The organism is Embleya sp. NPDC001921 (assembly GCF_053594475.1).
Genome location: NZ_JBSFEO010000005.1, coordinates 280,266 through 300,706, shown reverse-complemented (window position 1 = coordinate 300,706; position 20,441 = coordinate 280,266). Strand labels below are relative to the sequence as shown.

Below are 20,441 nucleotides of genomic sequence, written 5' to 3'. Positions count from 1 at the left end.
CGTGCCCGACCGGTCGACGCCCGGCTCAGTGCACGGTCAGCCCGCCGTCGATGCTGACGATCTGTCCGGTCATGAAGCTGCCCGCGTCGGACGCGAGCAGCAGCGCCAGACCGGTCATCTCCTCCGGCGCGGCGATCCGGTTCAGCGGCGCGGCACCCTTCATCCGGGCCATCGCCTCGGGGCCGGTCTTGCGGACCATGTCGGTCTCCACCGCGCCCGGGGCCATCGCGTTGACCCGGATGCCGTGTTCGGCCAGTTCGCCGGCCATCGTGCGGGTGAAGGCGACCAGGCCGGCCTTGCCCGCGGCGTACAGGCCCTTGCCCTCGGCGCGGGTGAACACCGCCGCGCTGACCACGTTCAGCACCGACCCGCGCCCGGAGGCGATCAGGTGCGGCAGCGCGTACTGGACCAGGAACACCGGGCCGCGCAGGTTGACCGAGAACGACTTGTCCCACGCGGCGGGGGTGATCTCGCCGACCGGTTGCGCCAGTTCGTTCGCGGCGTTGTTGACCACGATGTCGATGCCGCCGAAGTGCGCGACGGTCGCGTCCACCAGGGCGGCCAGTCGATCGAGGTCGCCGCAGTGGGTGGCCACCGCGAGCGCCCGGCCGCCGGCCGCGGTGATCTCCTCGGCCACCGCGTCGCACGCGTCGGCCTTGCGGCTCGCGATCACCACCGAGGCGCCCGCCGACGCGTACGCGTGCGCGATCGCCCGGCCGATGCCCCGGCTGCCGCCGGTCACGATCGCCACTCGGCCGCTCAGGTCGAACATCGCGTTCGCGTCCCGTACTTCGCCCGCGTCGCTCATCTGTCGCCACCTCGTCGTCTGGAACACGGCACGCCGCACCGAGCGGATCCGCCGGTGTGCCACCCGGGCGGATCGCCGGTGTGCCACATGGGGAGATTTGCATTGCACAGTCAATTACTTGTATTGCACAGTGAACTACTTCGGTGCAAGGTGTCGGGCGACACAACGACCGGCGGAGGGTGGACACATGACCGGGCTCATCGACGCGCGACGCACGTGGGAACTCGCCGAGAAACGCCTGGCCGCGGAGAACGATCCGCGTCGGCACGCGATCCTGACCACCCTGGTGGCGCACATGCGCGCCGAGCACGAGGGCGACCTGGACGCCCTGATGGCCACCGTCTCGCCGCGGGCGGTCTACCACCAGTGGGGCGCGTCCCCGGTGGACCGCGCCCCCAAGAGTCACGCCGAGGTCCGCGAGTTCTATCGTGCCGTGGTCGACAACGACTGCGGCCGACTCGCGCACCACATCGACCGCCTGACGGTGGATCAGGACACCGTGGTGACCGAGGGCATCCTGCGGATCGCCTATCCGGGACGGGTCCTGGCCGAAATGGGCCGGTCGGTGCCGGACGTCGACGCGTTCTACCTGTACGAGACGCAGATGGCGATCGTGTGGGGCTTCGACGCCGACGCGCTCGTGCTGTGCGAGGACAGCTACTCCACGGGTGACGGCTTCGCCGACATGCGCCGGCTCGACCCGGACGAGGTGCCGGCGCGCAAGGGGGTCTGACGGCGTGTCACCGGGGCGCGCCAGGGCCGACCCGGCCCACCATGGGACACGCCTTGTCCACAGGAAGCCCCGACATCCCCCAAAAGTTTCCACAGGCTGTGGACAACTTATGCACACCCGCGTTGACGCCCGCCTCCGCTTGTGCACACCGGCTCACGCGCACCCGTCTTGTGCAGACCTCCGCCCCGATCCGTGGTCCCGGCTCGGAGTACGCCCACCGGATGTGGCAGGAATCCATCCATGGTTGGCATTTCTGCCACTCACCTCGACCCGACGACAGCGACAAGGATCGAAGGCGAGCCGGAAGCCGCCGCACACCTCGGCCCCGAGGATCCTCCCGGGGTGTGCGGTACGCCGAGCCGGCCGCTCGATCCCATCGGTCACGGGGCGGATGGGCGCGAGTCGCACCAAGGATGCGCCCGGATCCTGCCGCGGGAACGGACAGGACCCGGACGTCGCGGGACGGATCGGGAACGAGGAGCCGCTCGTCGCCCGAGCGCTCGCGCGGACCACGGCCCGGCCGGCCGATCCACCGGATCATCGGTCGGGCCGTGGTGGCATCGAGGCCGGGCGGGTTAGGTTGCCGCCATGCGGCGCGTGGGGATTCTGCTGTTCGATCCGGTACGGGTGTTCGAATACGCGGTCGCCTTCGAGGTCTGGGGCGTCGATCGCACCGATCGGGGCGTCCCGGCCTTCGAGGTTCGGGTGTGCGGCCCGCAACGCGCCGGGGTGAACCTGGGGGCCGGCGTCTTCTGCGTTCCCGACTACGACCTGGACGGCCTCGACGAGTGCGATCTCGTGATCGTCCCGGGCAACGAACACCGGGTCGTGCCGAGGCGCGACACCTTCCCCGACGACGTGCTGCGGGCCCTGCGGTCCGCGCACGAACGAGGTGCCACGATCGCGTCGTTGTGCTCGGGTGCCTTCGTGCTCGCCGCCGCCGGCCTGCTGGACGGACGGCGCGCGACGGCACACTGGCTGGACACCGAGGACCTGGCCGACCACTACCCGGACGTCACCGTGGACGCCAACGTCCTGTTCGTCGGCGACGGTTCGATCTGGACCTCGGCCGGCTCGGCGGCCGGCATCGACCTGTGCCTGCACCTGGTCCGCGTCGACCACGGCGCGGCGGCGGCCATGGAGATCGCCCGCACGATGGTGACCGCGCCCTTCCGCTCGGGCGGCCAGGCCCAGTTCGTCAACAACCCGGTACCGGCCTCGCCCGCCGCCCCGGACGACGGCCTCGGCCGACTGCGCGGCCGGGTCCTGGACGACCTGCGCCACCCGTGGACCGTCGCCGAGTTGTCCGCCCTGGCCGGCATGTCCGAGCGCAGCTTCGCCCGCCACTTCGCGCGCAGCACGGGCACCTCGCCCCTGCGCTGGTTGTCCACCCAGCGGGTCCTGGCCGCGCAGCGCCTCCTGGAGATCGGCGATCTCTCGATCACCGCCATCGCCCGGCACTGCGGCTTCGGCTCCCCGCTGGCCCTGCGCCAACACTTCACCCGGCACGTCGGCGTCGCCCCCAGGGACTATCGCGCCGCCTTCCGCGGCGCCCCGGGCCGCAGGACACCGGGCACGGGCGCATAGGCCCTGTCCGGCCCGGCCGAGGAGCGAGCCGGTCCCGCGTGATCGAGCAACGGGCCGAATCGGCTCCGCCCGGCTTCGGTCGATCGCCGCCGCCCGACGGCCGACCGCCGCCGGGCGCCTCGGCCCGGCGGGCGGGTTCCGGCCGGCTCAGGTGCCCGCGGCGACCCGCACCGTCAGGGCCAGGATCGAGTCGAGGGACGGCGCGAAGGCGAGCGCGCGGATCTCGGCGACCAGGGCTCGGGCGTCGCGGCGGCTGCCGCCGAGGCGTTCGCAGGTCTCCAGGTCGAACCGGTAGTCCGTCGTCTTCGCCGCCGGATGCGGCTCGCTGACCCACTCGTCGCCCAGCCCGCCGAGCACCCGTTCCGGCCGCAGCCCCCAGACCCGGCACAACTCGTCGATCCCGCCGACGGGGCCGTTCGCGCCGGACGCGGCCAGTCGCGCGGCGATGATCGCGTTGCCGGCCGCGATCCCGGTGGTGAGCCCGAGGGTGCCGCCGGTGCCGATCCGCGCACCCGCGAACTCCCCCGCGATGCCCACCGCGTCCCGGACCCGGCACCGGTCCGCCGTCATCAGCCGGGCCGCCGCGAGCGCCGCGCCGAGCACCCCGACCGGGCGCGAACCGTCCGGCGCGGCCAACCGGCAGGCCATCTCGTGCCCGGCGATCACCGCGACCAGCACCTCGTCGCCGCGTGCCTTGACCTCCTGGCCGACGGCCATGGCGACCGGCAGCACCACGGCCATCGCCCCACCCGCGCCATCGGGTTCGGGGCGCGCCGCGCCGATCAGCATGCCGTTCGCGAGCGCGGCCGCGGGCGCCGCGAGCCGGCCCGCGGCGTGCCCGATGAGTTCCGCCTCCGGTGGGCCGCCGATCCCGACGGCGACGTGTACGGCGGGGTCCACCAGGCCCACGCGCGCCGCGCCGACCCCGGCCGCGATCGCGGTCAGGATCCGCCGACCGGTCGCCCGTCGGACCGGCACTGGGATATGACGCATCGTCAGTTCTATGGCCCAATCGGCAAATTCACCCGATATCGGCATGGAAACCCTCCCCGTACCTCGACTGCACGACGACGTGGTGCCAAAGGACGGCGCAATGTCCCATTGTGACCGTCCCGGTGACGTCGCGTCATCCCCCAATCACTCGGGCGCACGGGTGGTGGTCGCGGCGTGCGGGCGTCGGATCAGCGCACGATGCCGGCCGCCCGGGCGGCGGTCAGCCACTGCGGGAACTCGGTCAGGATGCGCTCGTACAGCTCGACGTCGGAGATCCGGTCGATGTCGTCCACCTGGAAGAAGCCGGCGTTGTCCACGAGCCGACCGGGCATGGTGTCGATCCGCTCCAGGATCCCGTAGTTCGAGCGGCCCAGTCCGACGAACTGCCAGAAGATCGGCAGCCCCGCCGCGTCGGTCAGCAGGCGCTGGATCTGCTTGCTGCGGTTGACCCCGCCGTCCGAGTAGAACAGCACCAGCACCGGCGCGCCCGGCTCGCGGCGGTAGCGCGCGATGATGTCCTCGATCACCGCCGGCTCGTTGTTGCCGCCGAACACGCCGGACAGGTGGTCGGGCGAGCGCTGTGCCCCGTTCGGCAGCGGGGGCGACTGCGGCCGGTTGTTGCGGCCGTCGATGTACACGTTGTCGGCGATCCAGCGCGGCAGTTCCGGGATGCGGACCGAATCCAGCGGCGCGAACTCGTCGGCGAAGATCCACGCGTCCAACTCGCCGTCGTCGTCGAGCCGCGCCGCGATCGGCGCCATGCGCTCGACCAGGCGCCCCACCGCGCCGTTTCCGTACAGCTCGCGCATCGACCCGGAGCGGTCCAGCACGATCGCCACCCGGGCCCGCACGTCACGCAGACCCTTCTTCTCCAGGGTGATCCGCACCGCCTCCTTGCGCAGCGAGATCCGCGCGCCCACCTCCGGCGGCAGCCCGGCCAGTTGCGGGTCGTCCGCGGGCGCGGGCAGGCGCATGGTCGGTTCGTCGCTGTACGGCGGCGGCGCCCACCCGGGCGTGGCACCCACCGGCGCGACCGGCAACGTCCCGGCGGGCAGCCCGGCGCCGGCACTCTCCTCGTCCTCCTCGCCGACGTCCACGCCGTAGTCGCTCGCGAGTCCGGCCAGCCCGGTGTCGTAACCCTGGCCGATCGCCCGCAACTTCCAGGCGCCCTGACGCCGGTACAACTCGCCCAGCACCAGCACCGTCTCGCTGCCGCCGGCCTGCACCGGGAAGGTCGCGACGGTGCCGCCCGCGCCGTCCAGCACGGCCAGCGCGAGCCCGCCCACCGAGGCGAACGTGCCCTCGTGCACGGACGCGGCCACCACCACGCGATCCACGTCGGCGGGCAAAGCGGGCACGTCCACCGCGACCGCCTCGCCGCCCGCGGTCGGGCCGAGGTGGCGCACCGCGCCGGCGGCCCCGGCCGGCTGGTTGTAGAACACGAAGTCCTCGTCCGAGCGCACCTTGCCGTCCGATCCGAGCAGGAGCGCCGAGGCGTCCGCGATCGGCGCGTCCGCCGCGCGGCGGATCACCAGGGTCAGCGGGCCCGCGGGAACCGGGACATTGGCCCCGGCGATCAGAGTCGTCATGGTCGTCAGTGTGGCCCGGATCGAGGCCCTGCCGCAGGAATGTGGGCACCGGCCGGAAGACGGACGTGATCGGCATCACGGGTGATGAGCCGTCACATCGTGAATGATCGCCCCCATCCGGTGGGAACCAAGCGGTTATGGGCAACAACGGTCATCATCCGGGCGGCAACCGCGCGGACCCCGGCGAGTGGAGCGAGGCCGAGCACGAGCGTGCCCGACTGCTGATCGAGCGCGCGGCGTCGATCGCCCGCCGTCTGGAGTCGCTGTGCGCCGCCGAGGCGGCCTCGACGCAGCGCGGCCCGGGCCGCACCTGACGATGCCTCCCGGGCCGGTCGAGGGGCCCGTGGGACCCCTCGCGACGTCCCGTCCCCTCCACGGCACGTCGTGGTACTTCCGTCATCGAAGCGGGAAATGCCGACAGAACGGCCGAAGGCGACCGCATCTCCCGGTGTTCGCACAGGAGATACGGCCGCCCCCGACCGTCTTCGCACAGCTCGCTCCGCGCACCACGTGCGCACAGCCCGTTCTTCGCACCACTCACTCGACCGCCGTGCACCGCGTCGCGGGCACCGCACGGCGTACGCCGAACCTTCGGAACCGAGGCGGTCCCGGGGGGGTTCTAGCGCAGGACCAACTGCTGGCCCGGGAGGATCAGGTCGGGGTTGCTGCCGACCACGCCCTGGTTCTTCGCGTACAGCGCCTGCCAGCCGCCGCCCACGTTGTTCGCCGCGGCGATCCCGCTGAGGGTGTCACCGGTCTTGACGACGTAGGCGCCCTCGGTCGAGGTGGTCGGCGCGGTCTCGGCGACCGGAGCCGCGGCCGGCTTGCTCGCCGGAGCGGCCTTCTTCGGCGTCTCGCTCTGCGGCGCGACGACGACCTTCTTCGGGGTGCTCTTGGGGGTGGTGCTCTTCGGGGTCGACTCCTTCTTCGGGGTCGACTTCTTCGGGGTGGTGCTGCCGGCGTCCGGGCTGCCGCCACCGCGGGTCAGTCCGGCCTTGACCGAGCACACCGGCCAGGCGCCCGGGCCCTGGGTCTTGAGCACGTTCTCGGCGACCCGGATCTGCTCGGCCTTCGAGGCGTTCTGCGGGCTGCCGGTACCGCCGTTGGCGCGCCACGTGCTCTGCGTGAACTGCAGGCCGCCGTAGTAGCCGTTGCCGGTGTTGATGGACCAGTTGCCGCCGCTCTCGCACTGGGCGACCTTGTCCCACGTGGAAGTGGTGGCAGCGCCGGCCGAGGTCGCGGTCGCGAGCCCGACGAGCGGGGTGGCGGCGACGACGCCGACAATGGTCGCGGTGCGCAGGCGGCGCTGGGTACGACCCATGCCGCGGTGCGTGTTGGTGCGACCGAAAGCGTTGCGGAGAGACATACATTCCTCTCGGAATTCCCCTGGGGCGGATGGACCGGCGCGATCCTTGCGGATCACCCCCGCCCGGAACCGAACGGTCACGTCCAAGACGTGATGTCCGATGCCGCAACCCCGCGGCCCTCCCAGACCGCGAGTTCCGCCATGCCGTGCCGGCGGGAACCCAGGAGGTGCGATTTGCACATCGCCAGGACCATAAACAGGTTATCCGGCCGTTATCAACCCGCTCCGGTATTTACGCAGGTCAGGATAGGTATTAGAAATGCCCGTCGATGCCCTTCGAGCCGCCTTCCGAGCCCGATCGGCGTTTACCGGCCGACAAACCGGGGAACCTTTTGCCCCTTTTGACCCCCGGTTGTACACACCGAGCGATCAATCCGTGACACATTGTCGAATCACTACCGGATGCGATCGCATGATCACGCAGGCCGGCGCCCTGGAAGCGGCATTTCGGGCGAGCCTTAAATACCTTTATGTCCGGCTTACACGTGCAGCGTGAGCGTCATCACAATTCCGGCGACGGTAGCCTGCGGACAGACCGGGTATAACCGGCCGGCCATCGCCCCGGACAACCGTCCCAGCCTGCATGTATTCACGCTGCGAGAGCGCTTCGCCACCGGCCGGAAAAGTATGCCGAATGCGATCCGCGCCACATCCGCATCTGTGACCCGCGCCACTTTCACTCGCGCGTGGCGCTATTTTCGCCCGTTTCGAGGGACACCGCGGCGGAACGCGATCCTCCGGAAGCCGGAGCTTGTGGAAAGCGCGCCGGTATCACGATGCGTGGCGATGGGAAAGCGGATTCCGTGCGCCGAAAGTCGCGCCCGGCGCACCCCTATATATAGGAGCGCTCTTCCGGGGTCGGGCGCGCCCCGGTACGGACGAATGCGCGCTCCGGCGCGGGCCGAGACCCACCCGGGGTCGCCGGGGGGTGCGGGGTGCGCCCGGACACCCCCGGGCGGGTCGAGGCGGGTTCGACCGGTTCGACCACACGCTTCGCGCGTCGGTCGGTTCAACCGTGCGATTCGTGCTTCGAACGAGGCAACAACCCGCTTTCGATGGCGATGACCACCGCGTGCGTGCGGTCGCTGACGTCGAGCTTCGCGAAGACCCGCAGCAGGTGTGTCTTCACGGTCGCCTCGGCGATCACGAGTCGCTTGCCGATGTCCGCGTTGGAGAGGCCGTCGGCCACCGCGTCGAGCACCTGCACCTCGCGCGAGGTCAGCACCACCGGGGCGGGTCGGCGCATCCGGGCCACCAGCCGCTCCGCGACCCTGGGGGCCAGTACGGTCTGGCCCCGAGCCGCCGAGCGGATGGCCTCGACGAGTTGTTCGCGGGTGGTGTCCTTGAGCAGGTAGCCGATCGCACCGGCCTCGACCGCGCGCTCGATCTCGGCGTCGGTGTCGTACGTGGTCAGGATCAACACCCGGGTCCGGCCCGGGAGGCCGACGATCCGGGTGGTGGCGGCCACCCCGTCCAGCACCGGCATCCGCAGGTCGATCAGCGCCACGTCCGGCTCCAGCCGCTCGACCAGTTCGACGGCGGCGAGGCCGTCACCCGCCTCGCCGACGATCTCGATGGTGGGCTCCGCGGCCAGCAGGGCGACCACCCCGGCCCGCATCACCGAGTGGTCGTCGACCACGATGACGCGCAGCGCTTCCTGTGTCATGTCCTTCACTCCTGACCGTCGGTGGGAATCATCGCCAGGATCCGGGTGCCGTCACCGACCGAACTGGTGACGGTGAACTCGCCGCCGAGTTCGGCCAGTCGCTTGCGCATGCCGTCGAGCCCGAAGCCGCGGGCGTCCCCGACCACGAAGCCCCGCCCGTCGTCGGTGATCTCCAGCTCGATGCCGTGCGGGTGCCGGGCGAGCACCACGCCGACCGCGGCGGCCTCCGCGTGCTTGCGGACGTTGGCCAGCGACTCCTGGGTGCAGCGCAGCAGCGCGATCCGGGTCGGCTGGTCGCACTCGACGTCGGGCAGGTCCGCGTCCACGGTGATCCCGGTGTCCTCGACGAAGCGGTCCAGCGTGCGGCGCAGGGCTCCGGCGACCGAACCGGGCACGACGCCGCTCTGCGGGGCGGAGCCGACCAGCACCCGGGCCTCGGCGAGGTTCTCCCGAGCGGTGTGCTCGATGGAGAGCAACTGCCTGCCGCTGGTCGCGGGATCGGTCGCGATGCCGGAACGGGCCGCCTCCGCCAGCACGATGATCGACGCGAAGCCCTGGGCGAGGGTGTCGTGGATCTCCCGGGCCAACCGCTCCCGCTCCTCCGCGGCGCCCCGGCGCTGGTTGGCCTCGGCCAACCGGAGCTGGGCGCTCTCCAGTTCGCTGCCCAGGACGCGGACCCGCTCACCGCTCTGCTCGACGAGGCGGTGCACCGACAACCCCAGCGGCACGCTCACCGTGTAGGCGATCAGGGTGGCGACGGTGTTGCCGGTGAGCAGGTCCGGACTCCAGCCCTGCGGCGCCGCCCCGCCGATCACGGTGGCGACCGCGGCCAGGCCGCCGTACGTGATCGCGGGCCTGGGGTCCCTGGTGAGGAACCAGAAGAGCGGGAGGGTCGCGACGTACACCGAGGCACCGCCGTCGCGCGGGTAGGCCATCGCGCCCAGCCCGACGATCAGCACCCACACGAAGGTGCGCGGTCGCAGCACCCGGTTGTCGGGAAACGCCCACATGATCAGGTAGGCCAGGCCGAGCACGACCGGCAGCCCCACCGACCAGTACCGGGTCGCGCCGGCATCGTCCGTGCCGGCGGCGGTCATCGGAGCCAGTCCCAGCAGCACCCAGAAGAGGATGTACCACCGGTGCAGGGTCCACATCCGGAACGGGTCGGTGAGCTGCGGCCGTTCGGACATACCGATCAGCCTACTTTTTCGGTCGTACGAGCGTCGGCGGCGGGGGCCTGTTCCCGGGTCCGACGCGTCCCGATCGACGGCCACCAGGTCTTCTCCCCCAGCAGCAGCATCGTCGCGGGCAGGATCATGATCCGGATCACGAACGCGTCCAGGAGCACGGCCACCGCCAGGCTGAAGCCGAACTGCTTCATCTCGATCAGATGCAGACCGATGAAGCTGGCGAACACGGTCACCATCACGAACGCCGCGCTGGTCACCACGCCGGCCGAACTGCCGATCCCGTCGAGCACCGCCTCCCGGGTCGACGCCCCGCGCAGCGCGGCCTCCCGGATCCGGCTGATCACGAACACCTGGTAGTCCATCGACAGCCCGAACAGGATCACGAACAGGAACAGCGGTACGCGCGAGCCGATCGAGCCGGTGGAATCGAAGTCGAGCAGCCCCTCCGCCCACGTCCCCTGGAAGGTCAGCACGAGCAGCCCGAGCGCGGCGCCGGCCGAGAGCAGGTTCAACAACACGCCGACCAGGCCCAGGACCACCGACCGGAACGCGAACACGGTGATCACGAAGGTGACCAGGAGCAGCGTCACCATGATCAGCGGCAACTTGCCCTTTTGGTGCTCGGGATAGTCCGCGTAGCGGGCGACGTCACCGGTCACCGCGACGTCGACGCCGGCCAGCCTGCCCACGGTGGCCGGCACGTACTCGTCGCGGACACGATCGAGCGAGTCCTGCGCGGTGGAGGCGCTGACGAAATGCGGCACCCGCAGTTCCAGCATGGTGATCCGGCGGTCGGGCGACGTGCGCAGCTCGGTGACCCGGGCGAGCGAGGGGTCGGCCTGGGCCCGCTGTTCCAACTCGCGCAGCGCGCCGGCCACCTCGTCGGCACGGCCGGCCTCGGCCCGGACCACGACCTGGTGCATCGACTTCAGTTCCGGGAACGCCTGGTTCTGCCGGTGCCAGGTCTCCATCGCCGGGAGGTCGCGGGAGTAGGTCTCCCGGCCGATGTCGGTCAGCTTGAGGTCCGCGAGCGGAGCGGTCATGGCCAGCATGGCCAGCACGGCGACGGCGAGCGTGGCGCCGGGTCGCCGGCCGGCGACGCGCAGCATGGCCGAGGTGACCCGGCCGGCTCCGGTGGTGCGCGCCGGCTTCGCCGCCGCGACCTTGCCGCGTCGGCTCGCCCGCTCGGCCCGACGGACGGCCCGGCGCTCGGCCCGGGTGCCGAGCTTGACCAGCAGCGCGGGCAACACGGTCAGCGAACCGAGCACCGCGACCAGGCTGACCAGGATCGCACCGGTGGCGATCGAGGAGAAGATCACGTCGTCCGCGAGGAACAGCGTCGCACTGGAGGCGGCGACCGCGAGCCCGGACACCACGACGGCGTGTCCGGAGGTGGCCGCGGCCAGTTCCACCAGCGCCCGCGAGTCGAGCCGGCCGCCGGACCGGGCCCGCTCCTCGCGTTCACGCTTGAGGTAGAAGAGCGCGTAGTCGACGCCGACCGCCAGGCCGATCAGCAGGATGACGTTGGTACCGACGCCGGCGTCCGGGAACACGTGCGACACGAGCATCGACAACCCGATGGACGCCGCGATCGAGGACAGCGCGAGCAGCAGCGGCACGGTGGCCATCGCCGCCGAGCGGAACACGATCAGCAGGGTGATCAGGGTGATCGGCAACGCGATCAGTTCGGTACGCGAGAGGTCCTCGCCGCGTTGGCCCTGGACGTCCTTGCTGATCGAGGGGCCGCCGGTCTCCCCGATCAGCAGCCCGGGATGGCCGGCCCGTACCTTCGCGGTCTGCGCCAGCAGCGGGTCGACGTGGTTCTTGCCGTCGAGTTCGGCGCCCTTGAGGGTGACGTCGACCCGGACCGCCGTACCGTCCGCCGAGCGCACCGGCGCGGCCACGGACAACACCTCGGGCAGCACCCGCATCCGGTCGACGACCTCGCGGGCCGCGGCATCGGCGGCGCCCGGGTCCAACTGCTGCCCGGGCTTCGCGGTGATCAACACCCGCTCCATTGGCTTTTGTTGCAGCCCGCCCTCGGTGGCCAGCGCCTCGCCGCGACCGGCCTCGCCGACCCGGAAGTCGTCGGCCGTGGCCGCGTTGGTCCCGACGCTGATCCCCGCTCCGAGGCACAGTGCGACGAAGAGGAACCAGCCGGCGATCGCCCGCCAGGGATGTCCGGCGCTCCACCGCGCCACGCGAACAGGAAGTTTCGTCATGCCCGAAATCCTGGTCTGGGCGCCCATGTCCCGGACAGGCTCGACCGATGGAACTCGTCGTCCACCGATCGGTGGACAAGAGCGGTGGACAAGGGCTGCGGAAGGGGACGGTGGAGCGGGGACGGAGCGCGCTGCCCGGGGCCGTCAAGACGCCGTGCCGGCCCCGGCCTTCCACCGGGTGGCCAGCGTGGAGAACGTCCGCAATCCCGTGCCGTTCCCGGCGTCCCGGATGTCGGTGATCCACACCAGCACCACGGTCTTGCGGCCGGTCTCGACGCAGAACCCGATATTGCGCGAGACGACGCTCGAGTTGAGCACGGACATGGGCACCGACGTGGGCAGGCTCGCGGCGCGGGCGGCGCTGCGGCACTCCTCGACGCTCGCGTCCGGGTTGGTGACGAACCCCGCGACGGCCTGCCGGTCCAGGAACCGAAGTTCGGCCGTGACGGTGTCATCGGCGCCGCTGTCCTTCTCCCGGCACGCCACGTACTTGAGCGTGGCCGGCGGCGACACGGCGGAATCCGCGACGTCGGGCCGAGCGTTCCGGACGGTCAGATTCTCCAGGTCGACGTAGGTGGCGAGGCCTCCGTTGCAGACCTCGTGGTCTAGGTAGGACTGCGGAGGCACTGCGGGTGCGGCGATCACCAAGGGAACCTTCGACCGCGTCTCCTTCCCGTCGTCGCCACCGGTCCCGGCCCCGGGGGTGTCTCCGGCCGTCAGCGCCCCGCTCCCGTCGCCGTCGCCGCCGATCAACGAGGGGAGCACGACCACGGCCGCGACAATCAGCGCCACCGCGGCGACCGCCGCCACCACGATGCGCCGGTCCCTTCGGCCGCGGGAGGTGGGCTTCGCGGACCCGAACGGCGGGCTCGGCAAGACGCCCGGTGGAACACCAGGGATCACCGGCGGCGCCATCCCGACCCCGGGGCCCGGGCCGGCGGTCAGGCCGATGGTCGGTGGTTGCGCGGGCGGCTTCGGGGGCGCCGAAGGCATGGGCGGCGGCGGTGGGATCGGCGGGCCGGCGGCCTCGGACGACGCCTCCCGGCCGACCGTCGCCGCCGCCGGCGGGACCGCCTCGCGCTCGGCGATGTCCCGAGCGATACCCGCCGGAAGCCACCCGGTTCCGCGTACGAGCGTGGTCACCTCCGCACCGCGCCGGCATCCCTCGATCACGTCCGCGAGCGAGGGCCGGTCGGCGGGTTCCTTGACCAGGCACGATTCGAGCAGGCCCCGCAGCGGCGGCGGACACGCACGCAGATCCGGGGCCTCACCGACGATCCGGTACATCAGGGCCTGCGCATGCCCCTGGCCGAACGCGTGCTCGCCGGTCGCGGCGTAGTACCCGACCAACGCGAGCGAGAACACGTCGCTCGCGAAACCCACCGGCTTCCCCACCACCTGCTCCGGCGACATGAACGCGGGCGTACCGACCACGACATCGGAGCCGGTGAGCGCGGTGGTATCCGCCGCCCGCGCGATCCCGAAGTCGATCACTCGCGGGCCGTCGCCCGCCAGCAACACATTGGACGGCTTGAGATCGCGATGAATCATGCCCACCGCGTGCACCGACTCCAGCGCCTCGGCCACACCCGCGATCAGCAACAACACCGTCTCGACCGGCAGGGGTCCATGCACCCGCACGGCTTCCGACAACGGCGGGCCCGCGACGTACGCACCCGCGAGCCACGGCAGCGGACCGTCGATATTGCTGTCCAACACCGGCGCCGTATACGGCCCGTGCACCCGCCGAGCGGCTTGGACCTCCCGCTCGAACCGCCTGCGAAACTCGGGATCCCGCGCCAGATCGGGCCGAACCACCTTGAGCGCGACCGGCTGCCCGCCCCGCGTATAGGACAGGTAGACGCTCCCCATCCCGCCCTGCCCCAGCCTGCCCCGCAGCCGATACCCGGCGATCTCGCGAGGATCATCAGGAAGCAACGGCTCGATCATGCCAAGTCCCCCGTCCGCCCGACCCCGCCCCTGCCGCCGAAAGGCGCCGGCCGAACCGGGCACGAACAGCGATTATGACCGCCCCCACGAACACCACGAGAACACAGGTGGGCGGCGGCACCCGAATCCCTCCGAGTACCGCCGCCCACCTGTGTTCTCGTGTGTCCGCGTTGCTTCCCGCGGAGGACGTGGGATTCGAACCCACGAGCAGAGTCACCCCTGCTAGCAGTTTTCAAGAGGACCACCAGGATCGCTCTGACCAGCACGTTCGGCACCCGACGACCGAACTTCACCGCGCATTCGCCGTGGATCATGATTGCGACCGCCGTCGACCTGACCCAGAAGCCCACCAGGACCCGCCAACAGGCCCCTCCTCTTCAGAGGGCTGAGCCTCTTGAGTGGGCAGCGAGTGCACACTTTTGGGCATCGGATGCCCAACGGGCGCCCCGCGAGGCCCAAGCAGCAGGCCGCCCTTCGCACAACTCCAGTTGCGGACAAGGCATGATGGTGTGCGAAGCTTCGCGAAGCTCAGAAATGCTCAGCGAAGCTCGGTGCAGGTCCAGGGTGGTTGAACGCCCAAATTTGTGCATTGGACTGTGCACGGTTCGCGGAAACACGAAGGTCCCGCCAAGGCTGGCCAGCTCGCGACGGGACCCCGTGTGCATCAGCGCAGGGCCCTGGTGGTGTTAGCCACCAGGGCCGTTGCCGTTGTAGAGGTCCCACACCACACGCAACAGCGTGTAGACCGAGGCTCCCCACCTGCGAAACGCCTCAGCGAACCGCCTGGCAAGACTGCGCACATCCCGCCTTCTCAGCCATTCGGCTGAAGTCAACGGGATCACCCCCCTCCTTGGGGCCGAGTCCACAGTTCGTGGGCCCCGCGGGAAGTCCACGGCGCACCCGGCTGGGTGGAGGGGAATGCTGGGCATCAGCGTACCGTCGCCGAAAGTCCACCTCGATCCACAAGTCATAAGAGAACGTGGGCACTTGGAACCGTGTGACAACGCAGGGCACTCCCTGGCATCCCCTGTCATCGAGCATCCGTTCGATATGTGACAGGCGCCACATTCGAAGACTAGATGTGTGACCGGAGATGTGGATCGGAACAGGTGGCGACATCGGCCGGGCGCCCGCCGAGCGGTCGGCGTCGGAAGTCGCGGACCTCAACTCCGCTCGGACCGGCTCGTCAGGTTGGGCAATGCTCTCGTCAGCAAGCTGCTGTCTGCGTCCGAGGCGTGTCGTTTCCCGGCGCTAGCCTGAGTGTTCGGACGGACCTCAAGCTTGAAGGAGGGACTGTGGTCCTCAGGGATCTGACGGAGCGAGACGCCGTCCTCCGTGCCATCGACGAGTTCGACCACATCAGGCGAGACGCGTTCCTGGAGCGGTACAAGTACGGTCGGTCGACCCGCTACTTCGTCGACCACGAAGGATCTCTCTACGACGTCAAGGCGCTGGTCGGAGCCGCGTACGGATATCAGTTCCCGGAGCGGGGGCCCTTGACGAACGACCGGTTCAGCGGTGGGCACGCGGCGGCGAACGCCGTCATGGAGCGTCTGGGGTTCGTGGTGATCGATCGGCACACCGAACACTCCGCAGCCGGGGCGGAGTTCCTGTCGCGCGTGAAGGCGGTGTCTCCGCAGAGGTTCGCGGACCGAACCGCGCTGCACCGCCCCTTGATGCTGCTGTGGGCACTGAAACAGGTCCGCCTGAACCCGGACCCCCGACAGCCGTGGACCGTCGTACGCGAGGCTCTCACCGTCGTCGGCAAGAAGTTCGGCAACGCTCGGGACGCGAACGCCCAGGCGCTGTATCCGGTCTGGACCCTACGCAACGACGGCCTGTGGGAGGTGGACGGCACCGAGCACCTGACGGCGTCGCAGCGTCCGACGCTCGGGGAACTGAACCGATCCAACCCGATGATGGGATTCCCCGCAGCGGACCACGAGTTGCTCACGAGAGAACCCCGGGTCCTCGACGCCGCAATCGCGCTCGTACTGGCGAAGTTCCCCGATCCTGCACCGCTCGGACTCCCAGAGTGGGCACGTTCCGATCGGGCAGTCCCCGACACGGCCCCCGCCCCACACGGGCCAGGCGTCACGGAAGGCGACGAGGACAAGAGCCCGGACCTGCGTTACGTGCCCGGCGGCCCCAACGAGGACGGACCGATTCCCGAAACCGACCTCATCGGATACACCGCCCCCGACGCCGCAACGGACCTGGCGCTCGAACGTGCCCGCGCCGCAACTCGCCCCATCCGTGTGAGCCGCCCGGACGGCTCGGGAGGCTGGGACTTCGAGACCCGGGCAGTAGTCGTCGGTCGTTGCACACAACCGTCCACGGACGCAGCGGGCTCCCACCGAAGCGGGGATTCCTGGCTGCTACGACCGGTCCCCTCCGACGACCCCGAATCATGGCCGCCCGCAGTCCACGAACTCCTCGCCACGACATCCCTCGAAGACGCCGTCAACGAACGGCTTCGTACATCCGCGAGCAGCACCAAGAACACCTACGCGCTGCTCAACCAAAGAGCCACTCAGGGCGCGGACGACCGGATCGGGAGCACTGTCGTGCGGGCAATCGTCAGGCGAGCCCGCAACGGTAGCGCACGCCAGGCCGTCATCGAACGCAGCGCCGGAATCTGCGAAAACCCACGCTGCCTCGGCCACCCGACCGAACTCACCATGGCAGGCCAACCCATCCTGGAGGTCGACCACGTCCACGACCTCGCCCGCGGCGGCCGGGACATCCCCGAAGTCATGATCGCCCTCTGCCCCAACTGCCACGCCCTGAAGACCCGAGGCGTCAACCGCGGCAAACTCGCAGATGAACTTCGCCGCGAGGCCCGACAGCGCCACGCAGACCATCTGGCCAAGGAGTCCGACTCTCCGGACGCATCCGAACCGAACTAGTCATTCGTCTTCGCCGTGCGGAGGGGCGGGCGACTCGCGGCGGTGTGGCGGCACGTTCGGCAGGACTCGAACCTGCGGCCAAGTGCTTGGAAGGCACGTGCACCATGAACCGCTGTCCACGCCTTGAGCTGCTGTTTAGCACAGTGCGGTCACCCAGTGCCGCGCCGCGAGTGGCAGGAGGCGGGTCGGCGAGGCCACGAGGATCGGCGAGCCCGGCTGCGGGTGAGCGGGTGGACGCGCCGTGTCCGGTGTTGAACCTGGTGTTCGTGACGGGGTCGGCAGGTCCTGCAGGCCGGGCAACCTGACGACGATGTACCCGGCGCGGTCCCGCAAGGCTGGCATGCGCGAGATCCGGCACACTTACGGCTCGCTGCCGATGGCACTCAGTGTGCATCCTCACGCGGTGATGGAAATCTAGAGCCACGTCGCGAGTGCGGATGCGGGCGGCGCGCAAGGAACTCGGGGACAACCTGCGGTAATCACTGCAGAACTTCGCTGCTTGCAGATGCTGGCAAACGACTCAGGGCCCCTTTTCGGATCTAGCGGAAAGGGGCCCTGACCTGCATGTACGCTCGCCAGGATGCGAACCTGCAACCTTCTGATCCGTAGCTCTGTCCGGACCGGTCATCAGCAGCCATCCGGGCGGCCGCCGAGCCGCTGGTGGGCTACTTCGCGGCGCCTACGGTTGCGATGGTTGCTGTACTCCGCTGCTCTGTAGCCATAACTGATCAACGGAGTCCGTGACCTGCGACCGCCTAGCGATTGGCCTCCTGATCTGGTGCAGAGCTGTCGGCAGTTGTCAGCGTTGTTACTCGTTGAGCACTCTTTCACCACCCCGAGATGGCCTGGGAGGACACTCGTGCAACGAGTGCCACGTTAGTGCTCCAGTCCGGTTTCGTGGCCTATCCAGCCGATTCGTCAACACCGTCCAACCGGCTTGTATTGTCACGTCGTTCCACTTGCTCCCACGGCATCCTCGCTCGCATCGAGCTCATCGTTCTCCGTCTCCACATCCTCGACCTTGACCACCAGATCACTGCTGGAGTCAGACAGTTCCAGGCCAAGCCAGACCTTGAGCCGTGAGTAAGCCAGACGTAGGAGGACGTCAGCACGCTGATCCATGAACGTCGGATTCCAGTCGCCTTCACGCTGACCCAGTGCGCGCAGGTGCGGGAGGTAGCGTGACATGGCCGCTAGATCTTCAGTCGTCTGTGCGAACGTCACGCCAGAATTGTTGAGGATCGACTTGGCGTCGTCGGCCGTCGAGGCACCGAGTGCCTCATACAGGACCTTCTTCTCGGTCCAAGGCCGCGAGCTGAGGGATGTGTTGGCAGCGCCTGGTGCCAGAACCAGATTGCCCAGCTTGTGGACGGTCTCCTTCTGGCTGTAGAACTCCTGATCCCACCCACCCGTGGCCTGCTGTGGTGCGATGTGTTCGATCGTGAGGTGTGTCTCGTCCGCCCAACCGTCTGCGGTGAAGCATGAGGCGACCCCCGCCTTGCCTTGGATGATCAGGCCCGGGTTCCCCGGATCTTCAATCGTATCGTGATATGCGGCCAGAAGAAGGAAGCGCGTCAGCGGGCGACTAATTGAGTAGAGCGGCAGCGCGGAAGCAGATGCCAGGAACGACGCCAAGTTTGGGACACCGCCGTGCTTAGGGTGCAACAAACGCGCCGCAAGTTCCGTCTTCAGCGCCTCGGCGTCGACAATCGGATCAGGCTTCGATGCATTCGGCACTGCCCACTGCCGAGCGAGCGGTCCAATGCCCGTGAGTGAGTCCCCGGCCATGACCGCCCGGTACTGGCTGTCGATGTTACCCGTGCCGCGGCGGGTTGCTCGCCAGAATACCGTGAAGGCAGTGATTGCCTTGATCGCCTTCTCAAACTCGATGATGCGCTTGCTCCTCGCCTCTCCTTCGTCCGCGTGAACAGCCTCGGAGTAGAAGCGCACGAGCGGCGCGATGGCAATGGTGTGATTGAGCGAACTAAGGAAGGCCAGACACAACTTCACAGTGTCCGTCATGGCGGTCGCTTCTAGCTCAGATAGCGTGCGAGGAGAGTTGGCCGCAGGCTCCCAGGTCTTCCCGACAAAGGCCGCCGTGTCACGTAGGTGGCGCAAGTACGCGATGCGATCATCGGCCGAGTCCTTGTGACGCTCAAAGGTATCGCGCATGTAGACCCGCTGATCCGGGAGACGCTTGGAAAGCTTCTTCCCAGTCTCTGCCAACGCGAAAGTAACCAGCAGGTCTCGAGTCGCGTTCTGAAGCTTGTCGCCGACGTCGAAATGATCGAGGTAGCTCTGAACCGCCCTCATGTGCCTGTGTGCGTCCGAATCTTGGTATTCTTGAATCTTCTCTGCCATGACCACCCGAGGGAGGAAAGTCTCGAAGGCAGTCAGAGGCTCGCCCGTGGTGTTCAAAGACTCGAAGATCGTGAAGGCGTAGTCCTCATCTTTGCCTTGCACGACCGTAAGAGCGATGCGGTTCAAGCTATAGGCAGCAAACATGACGAGTCGCATCAGCTCAGCCTCAGGCTCGTCCTGCAGCTGCCCCAGCCAAGTACAGAGCTCGGGGTCGAGTTCGTGATTGAAGAGCGCACGCTGGAACTCGATGCTGGTGGCAAGAGTGGCTAGCGGCGGCAGATTCTCCAGCTCCTCGATAGCATTTCGCTGCGCCAGCTTGGTCAACGCCGTTCGGATCTCGTTGAACCTCTTAATGAGATCGCCTTCGCCTTCACCTGCATTCTGCCGCGCCTTCGGCCTGAAGTCCGTCGGTTTAAAATCTACCGGCTCGCTGTCGGCCAGCACCGAGTAGCTGTAAATAAGATTGGCGATCGGCGAATCATACTTCTTGAGGTTCTCGTCTTTAGCCCACTGATCCACGAAGGCTCGAATGAGGCGCGGGTAGATCGGCGTACTTCCGAAGTTCTTTCGCTCGTAGAACGCCGCCCCAAGCATCTGCAGGATGTTGACCGTTTCCGAGTAGAGGTGAATCCGAGCACTATCGGTCTGATCCGGCGCCTTGCCCTTGAAGACCTTCCATGCACGCTGACGAATGAGATTGTGCAGGTCGACCAGCAGGATAAGGAGGCTCGACAAACGCTGCTGCCCATCGATCACGGTAAGGACCTTGGACGGGACCTCGGGCTTGACGATTGGCTTCACCGTAACGTGGTTGACGTCATGGATGGTGATGACGGTGCCCAAGAAGGTGAAACTGTCCGGCGCCTCACCTAGGTTCTTGAGGCCATGCAGTGTGTCGTCGAGCAATTTCTCGACTTTGTCTTTGCCCCAGCCGTATGGACGCTGATAGGGCGGTAGGTAGAGGCCCAGACCATTGTCAGATAGAAGCTCGCGGAGGCTCTTGCTCTGCGCCTCGAATATTTCCTTAGCCTGCGTAGGCATGCATATTCCCGTTTTCGCTTAGCAGT

At 68.8% G+C, this 20,441-nt stretch carries 13 protein-coding genes and 1 tRNA gene; 4 read left to right on the top strand and 10 right to left on the bottom strand.

The genetic code is table 11. The annotated features are described in order from the left end of the window. Window positions 1–25 precede the first annotated feature (25 nt). Window positions 26–808, bottom strand: coding sequence for an SDR family NAD(P)-dependent oxidoreductase (locus ACWCPW_RS08390; protein WP_449760762.1), 783 nt, complete (start codon window positions 806–808; stop codon window positions 26–28). Between the two features lie 187 nt (window positions 809–995). Between ACWCPW_RS08390 and ACWCPW_RS08385 the strand changes: the two genes are divergently transcribed. Further along, entirely contained in the window at window positions 996–1,541 is a 546-nt protein-coding gene (locus ACWCPW_RS08385; protein ID WP_449760761.1) for a nuclear transport factor 2 family protein, read from the top strand. 588 nt (window positions 1,542–2,129) lie between these two features. Further along, window positions 2,130–3,128: a GlxA family transcriptional regulator gene (locus ACWCPW_RS08380; RefSeq protein ID WP_449760760.1), complete on the top strand. Its 999-nt coding sequence runs from the start codon at window positions 2,130–2,132 to the stop codon at window positions 3,126–3,128. A gap of 147 nt (window positions 3,129–3,275) precedes the next feature. Here ACWCPW_RS08380 and ACWCPW_RS08375 read toward each other — a convergent pair whose 3' ends face one another. Together ACWCPW_RS08375 and ACWCPW_RS08370 are read right to left on the bottom strand one after the other, a co-directional pair. Further along, window positions 3,276–4,166 (bottom strand): MmgE/PrpD family protein, encoded by an 891-nt coding sequence (locus tag ACWCPW_RS08375; protein WP_449760759.1) that lies wholly within the window; start codon window positions 4,164–4,166, stop codon window positions 3,276–3,278. A gap of 143 nt (window positions 4,167–4,309) precedes the next feature. Then, window positions 4,310–5,710: a VWA domain-containing protein gene (locus tag ACWCPW_RS08370; protein ID WP_449760758.1), complete on the bottom strand. Its 1,401-nt coding sequence runs from the start codon at window positions 5,708–5,710 to the stop codon at window positions 4,310–4,312. A gap of 137 nt (window positions 5,711–5,847) precedes the next feature. Between ACWCPW_RS08370 and ACWCPW_RS08365 the strand changes: the two genes are divergently transcribed. Then, window positions 5,848–6,024 carry a hypothetical protein gene (locus ACWCPW_RS08365; protein WP_449760757.1) on the top strand — a complete coding sequence of 59 codons (177 nt, stop codon included), beginning with the start codon at window positions 5,848–5,850 and terminating at the stop codon, window positions 6,022–6,024. 305 nt (window positions 6,025–6,329) lie between these two features. Here the strand turns inward: ACWCPW_RS08365 and ACWCPW_RS08360 are convergent, their stop codons facing one another. The 5 genes from ACWCPW_RS08360 to ACWCPW_RS08340 form a co-directional block, all read right to left on the bottom strand. After that, window positions 6,330–7,031: a transglycosylase family protein gene (locus ACWCPW_RS08360; RefSeq protein WP_449760756.1), complete on the bottom strand. Its 702-nt coding sequence runs from the start codon at window positions 7,029–7,031 to the stop codon at window positions 6,330–6,332. Window positions 7,032–8,085: 1,054 nt separating this feature from the next. Next, window positions 8,086–8,742 (bottom strand): response regulator, encoded by a 657-nt coding sequence (locus ACWCPW_RS08355; protein ID WP_449760755.1) that lies wholly within the window; start codon window positions 8,740–8,742, stop codon window positions 8,086–8,088. A gap of 5 nt (window positions 8,743–8,747) precedes the next feature. Continuing rightward, window positions 8,748–9,932 (bottom strand): sensor histidine kinase, encoded by a 1,185-nt coding sequence (locus ACWCPW_RS08350; protein ID WP_449760754.1) that lies wholly within the window; start codon window positions 9,930–9,932, stop codon window positions 8,748–8,750. Window positions 9,933–9,937: 5 nt separating this feature from the next. Further along, window positions 9,938–12,154 (bottom strand): MMPL family transporter, encoded by a 2,217-nt coding sequence (locus ACWCPW_RS08345; protein WP_449760753.1) that lies wholly within the window; start codon window positions 12,152–12,154, stop codon window positions 9,938–9,940. 144 nt (window positions 12,155–12,298) lie between these two features. Continuing rightward, complete coding sequence (locus ACWCPW_RS08340) at window positions 12,299–14,104, bottom strand: protein kinase domain-containing protein (protein WP_449760752.1); 1,806 nt, start codon at window positions 14,102–14,104, stop codon at window positions 12,299–12,301. A gap of 1,235 nt (window positions 14,105–15,339) precedes the next feature. Here ACWCPW_RS08340 and ACWCPW_RS08335 point away from each other — a divergent pair. Then, window positions 15,340–17,013, top strand: coding sequence for an HNH endonuclease (locus ACWCPW_RS08335; RefSeq protein ID WP_449760751.1), 1,674 nt, complete (start codon window positions 15,340–15,342; stop codon window positions 17,011–17,013). Between the two features lie 45 nt (window positions 17,014–17,058). Here the strand turns inward: ACWCPW_RS08335 and ACWCPW_RS08330 are convergent. Both ACWCPW_RS08330 and ACWCPW_RS08325 read right to left on the bottom strand, forming a co-directional pair. Then, window positions 17,059–17,136 (bottom strand) — tRNA-Gly (locus ACWCPW_RS08330). Window positions 17,137–17,958: 822 nt separating this feature from the next. Further along, a complete protein-coding gene (locus tag ACWCPW_RS08325; RefSeq protein ID WP_449760750.1) occupies window positions 17,959–20,415 on the bottom strand; it encodes a DUF262 domain-containing protein in 2,457 nt (818 codons plus the stop codon). Between the last annotated feature and the right edge of the window lie 26 nt (window positions 20,416–20,441).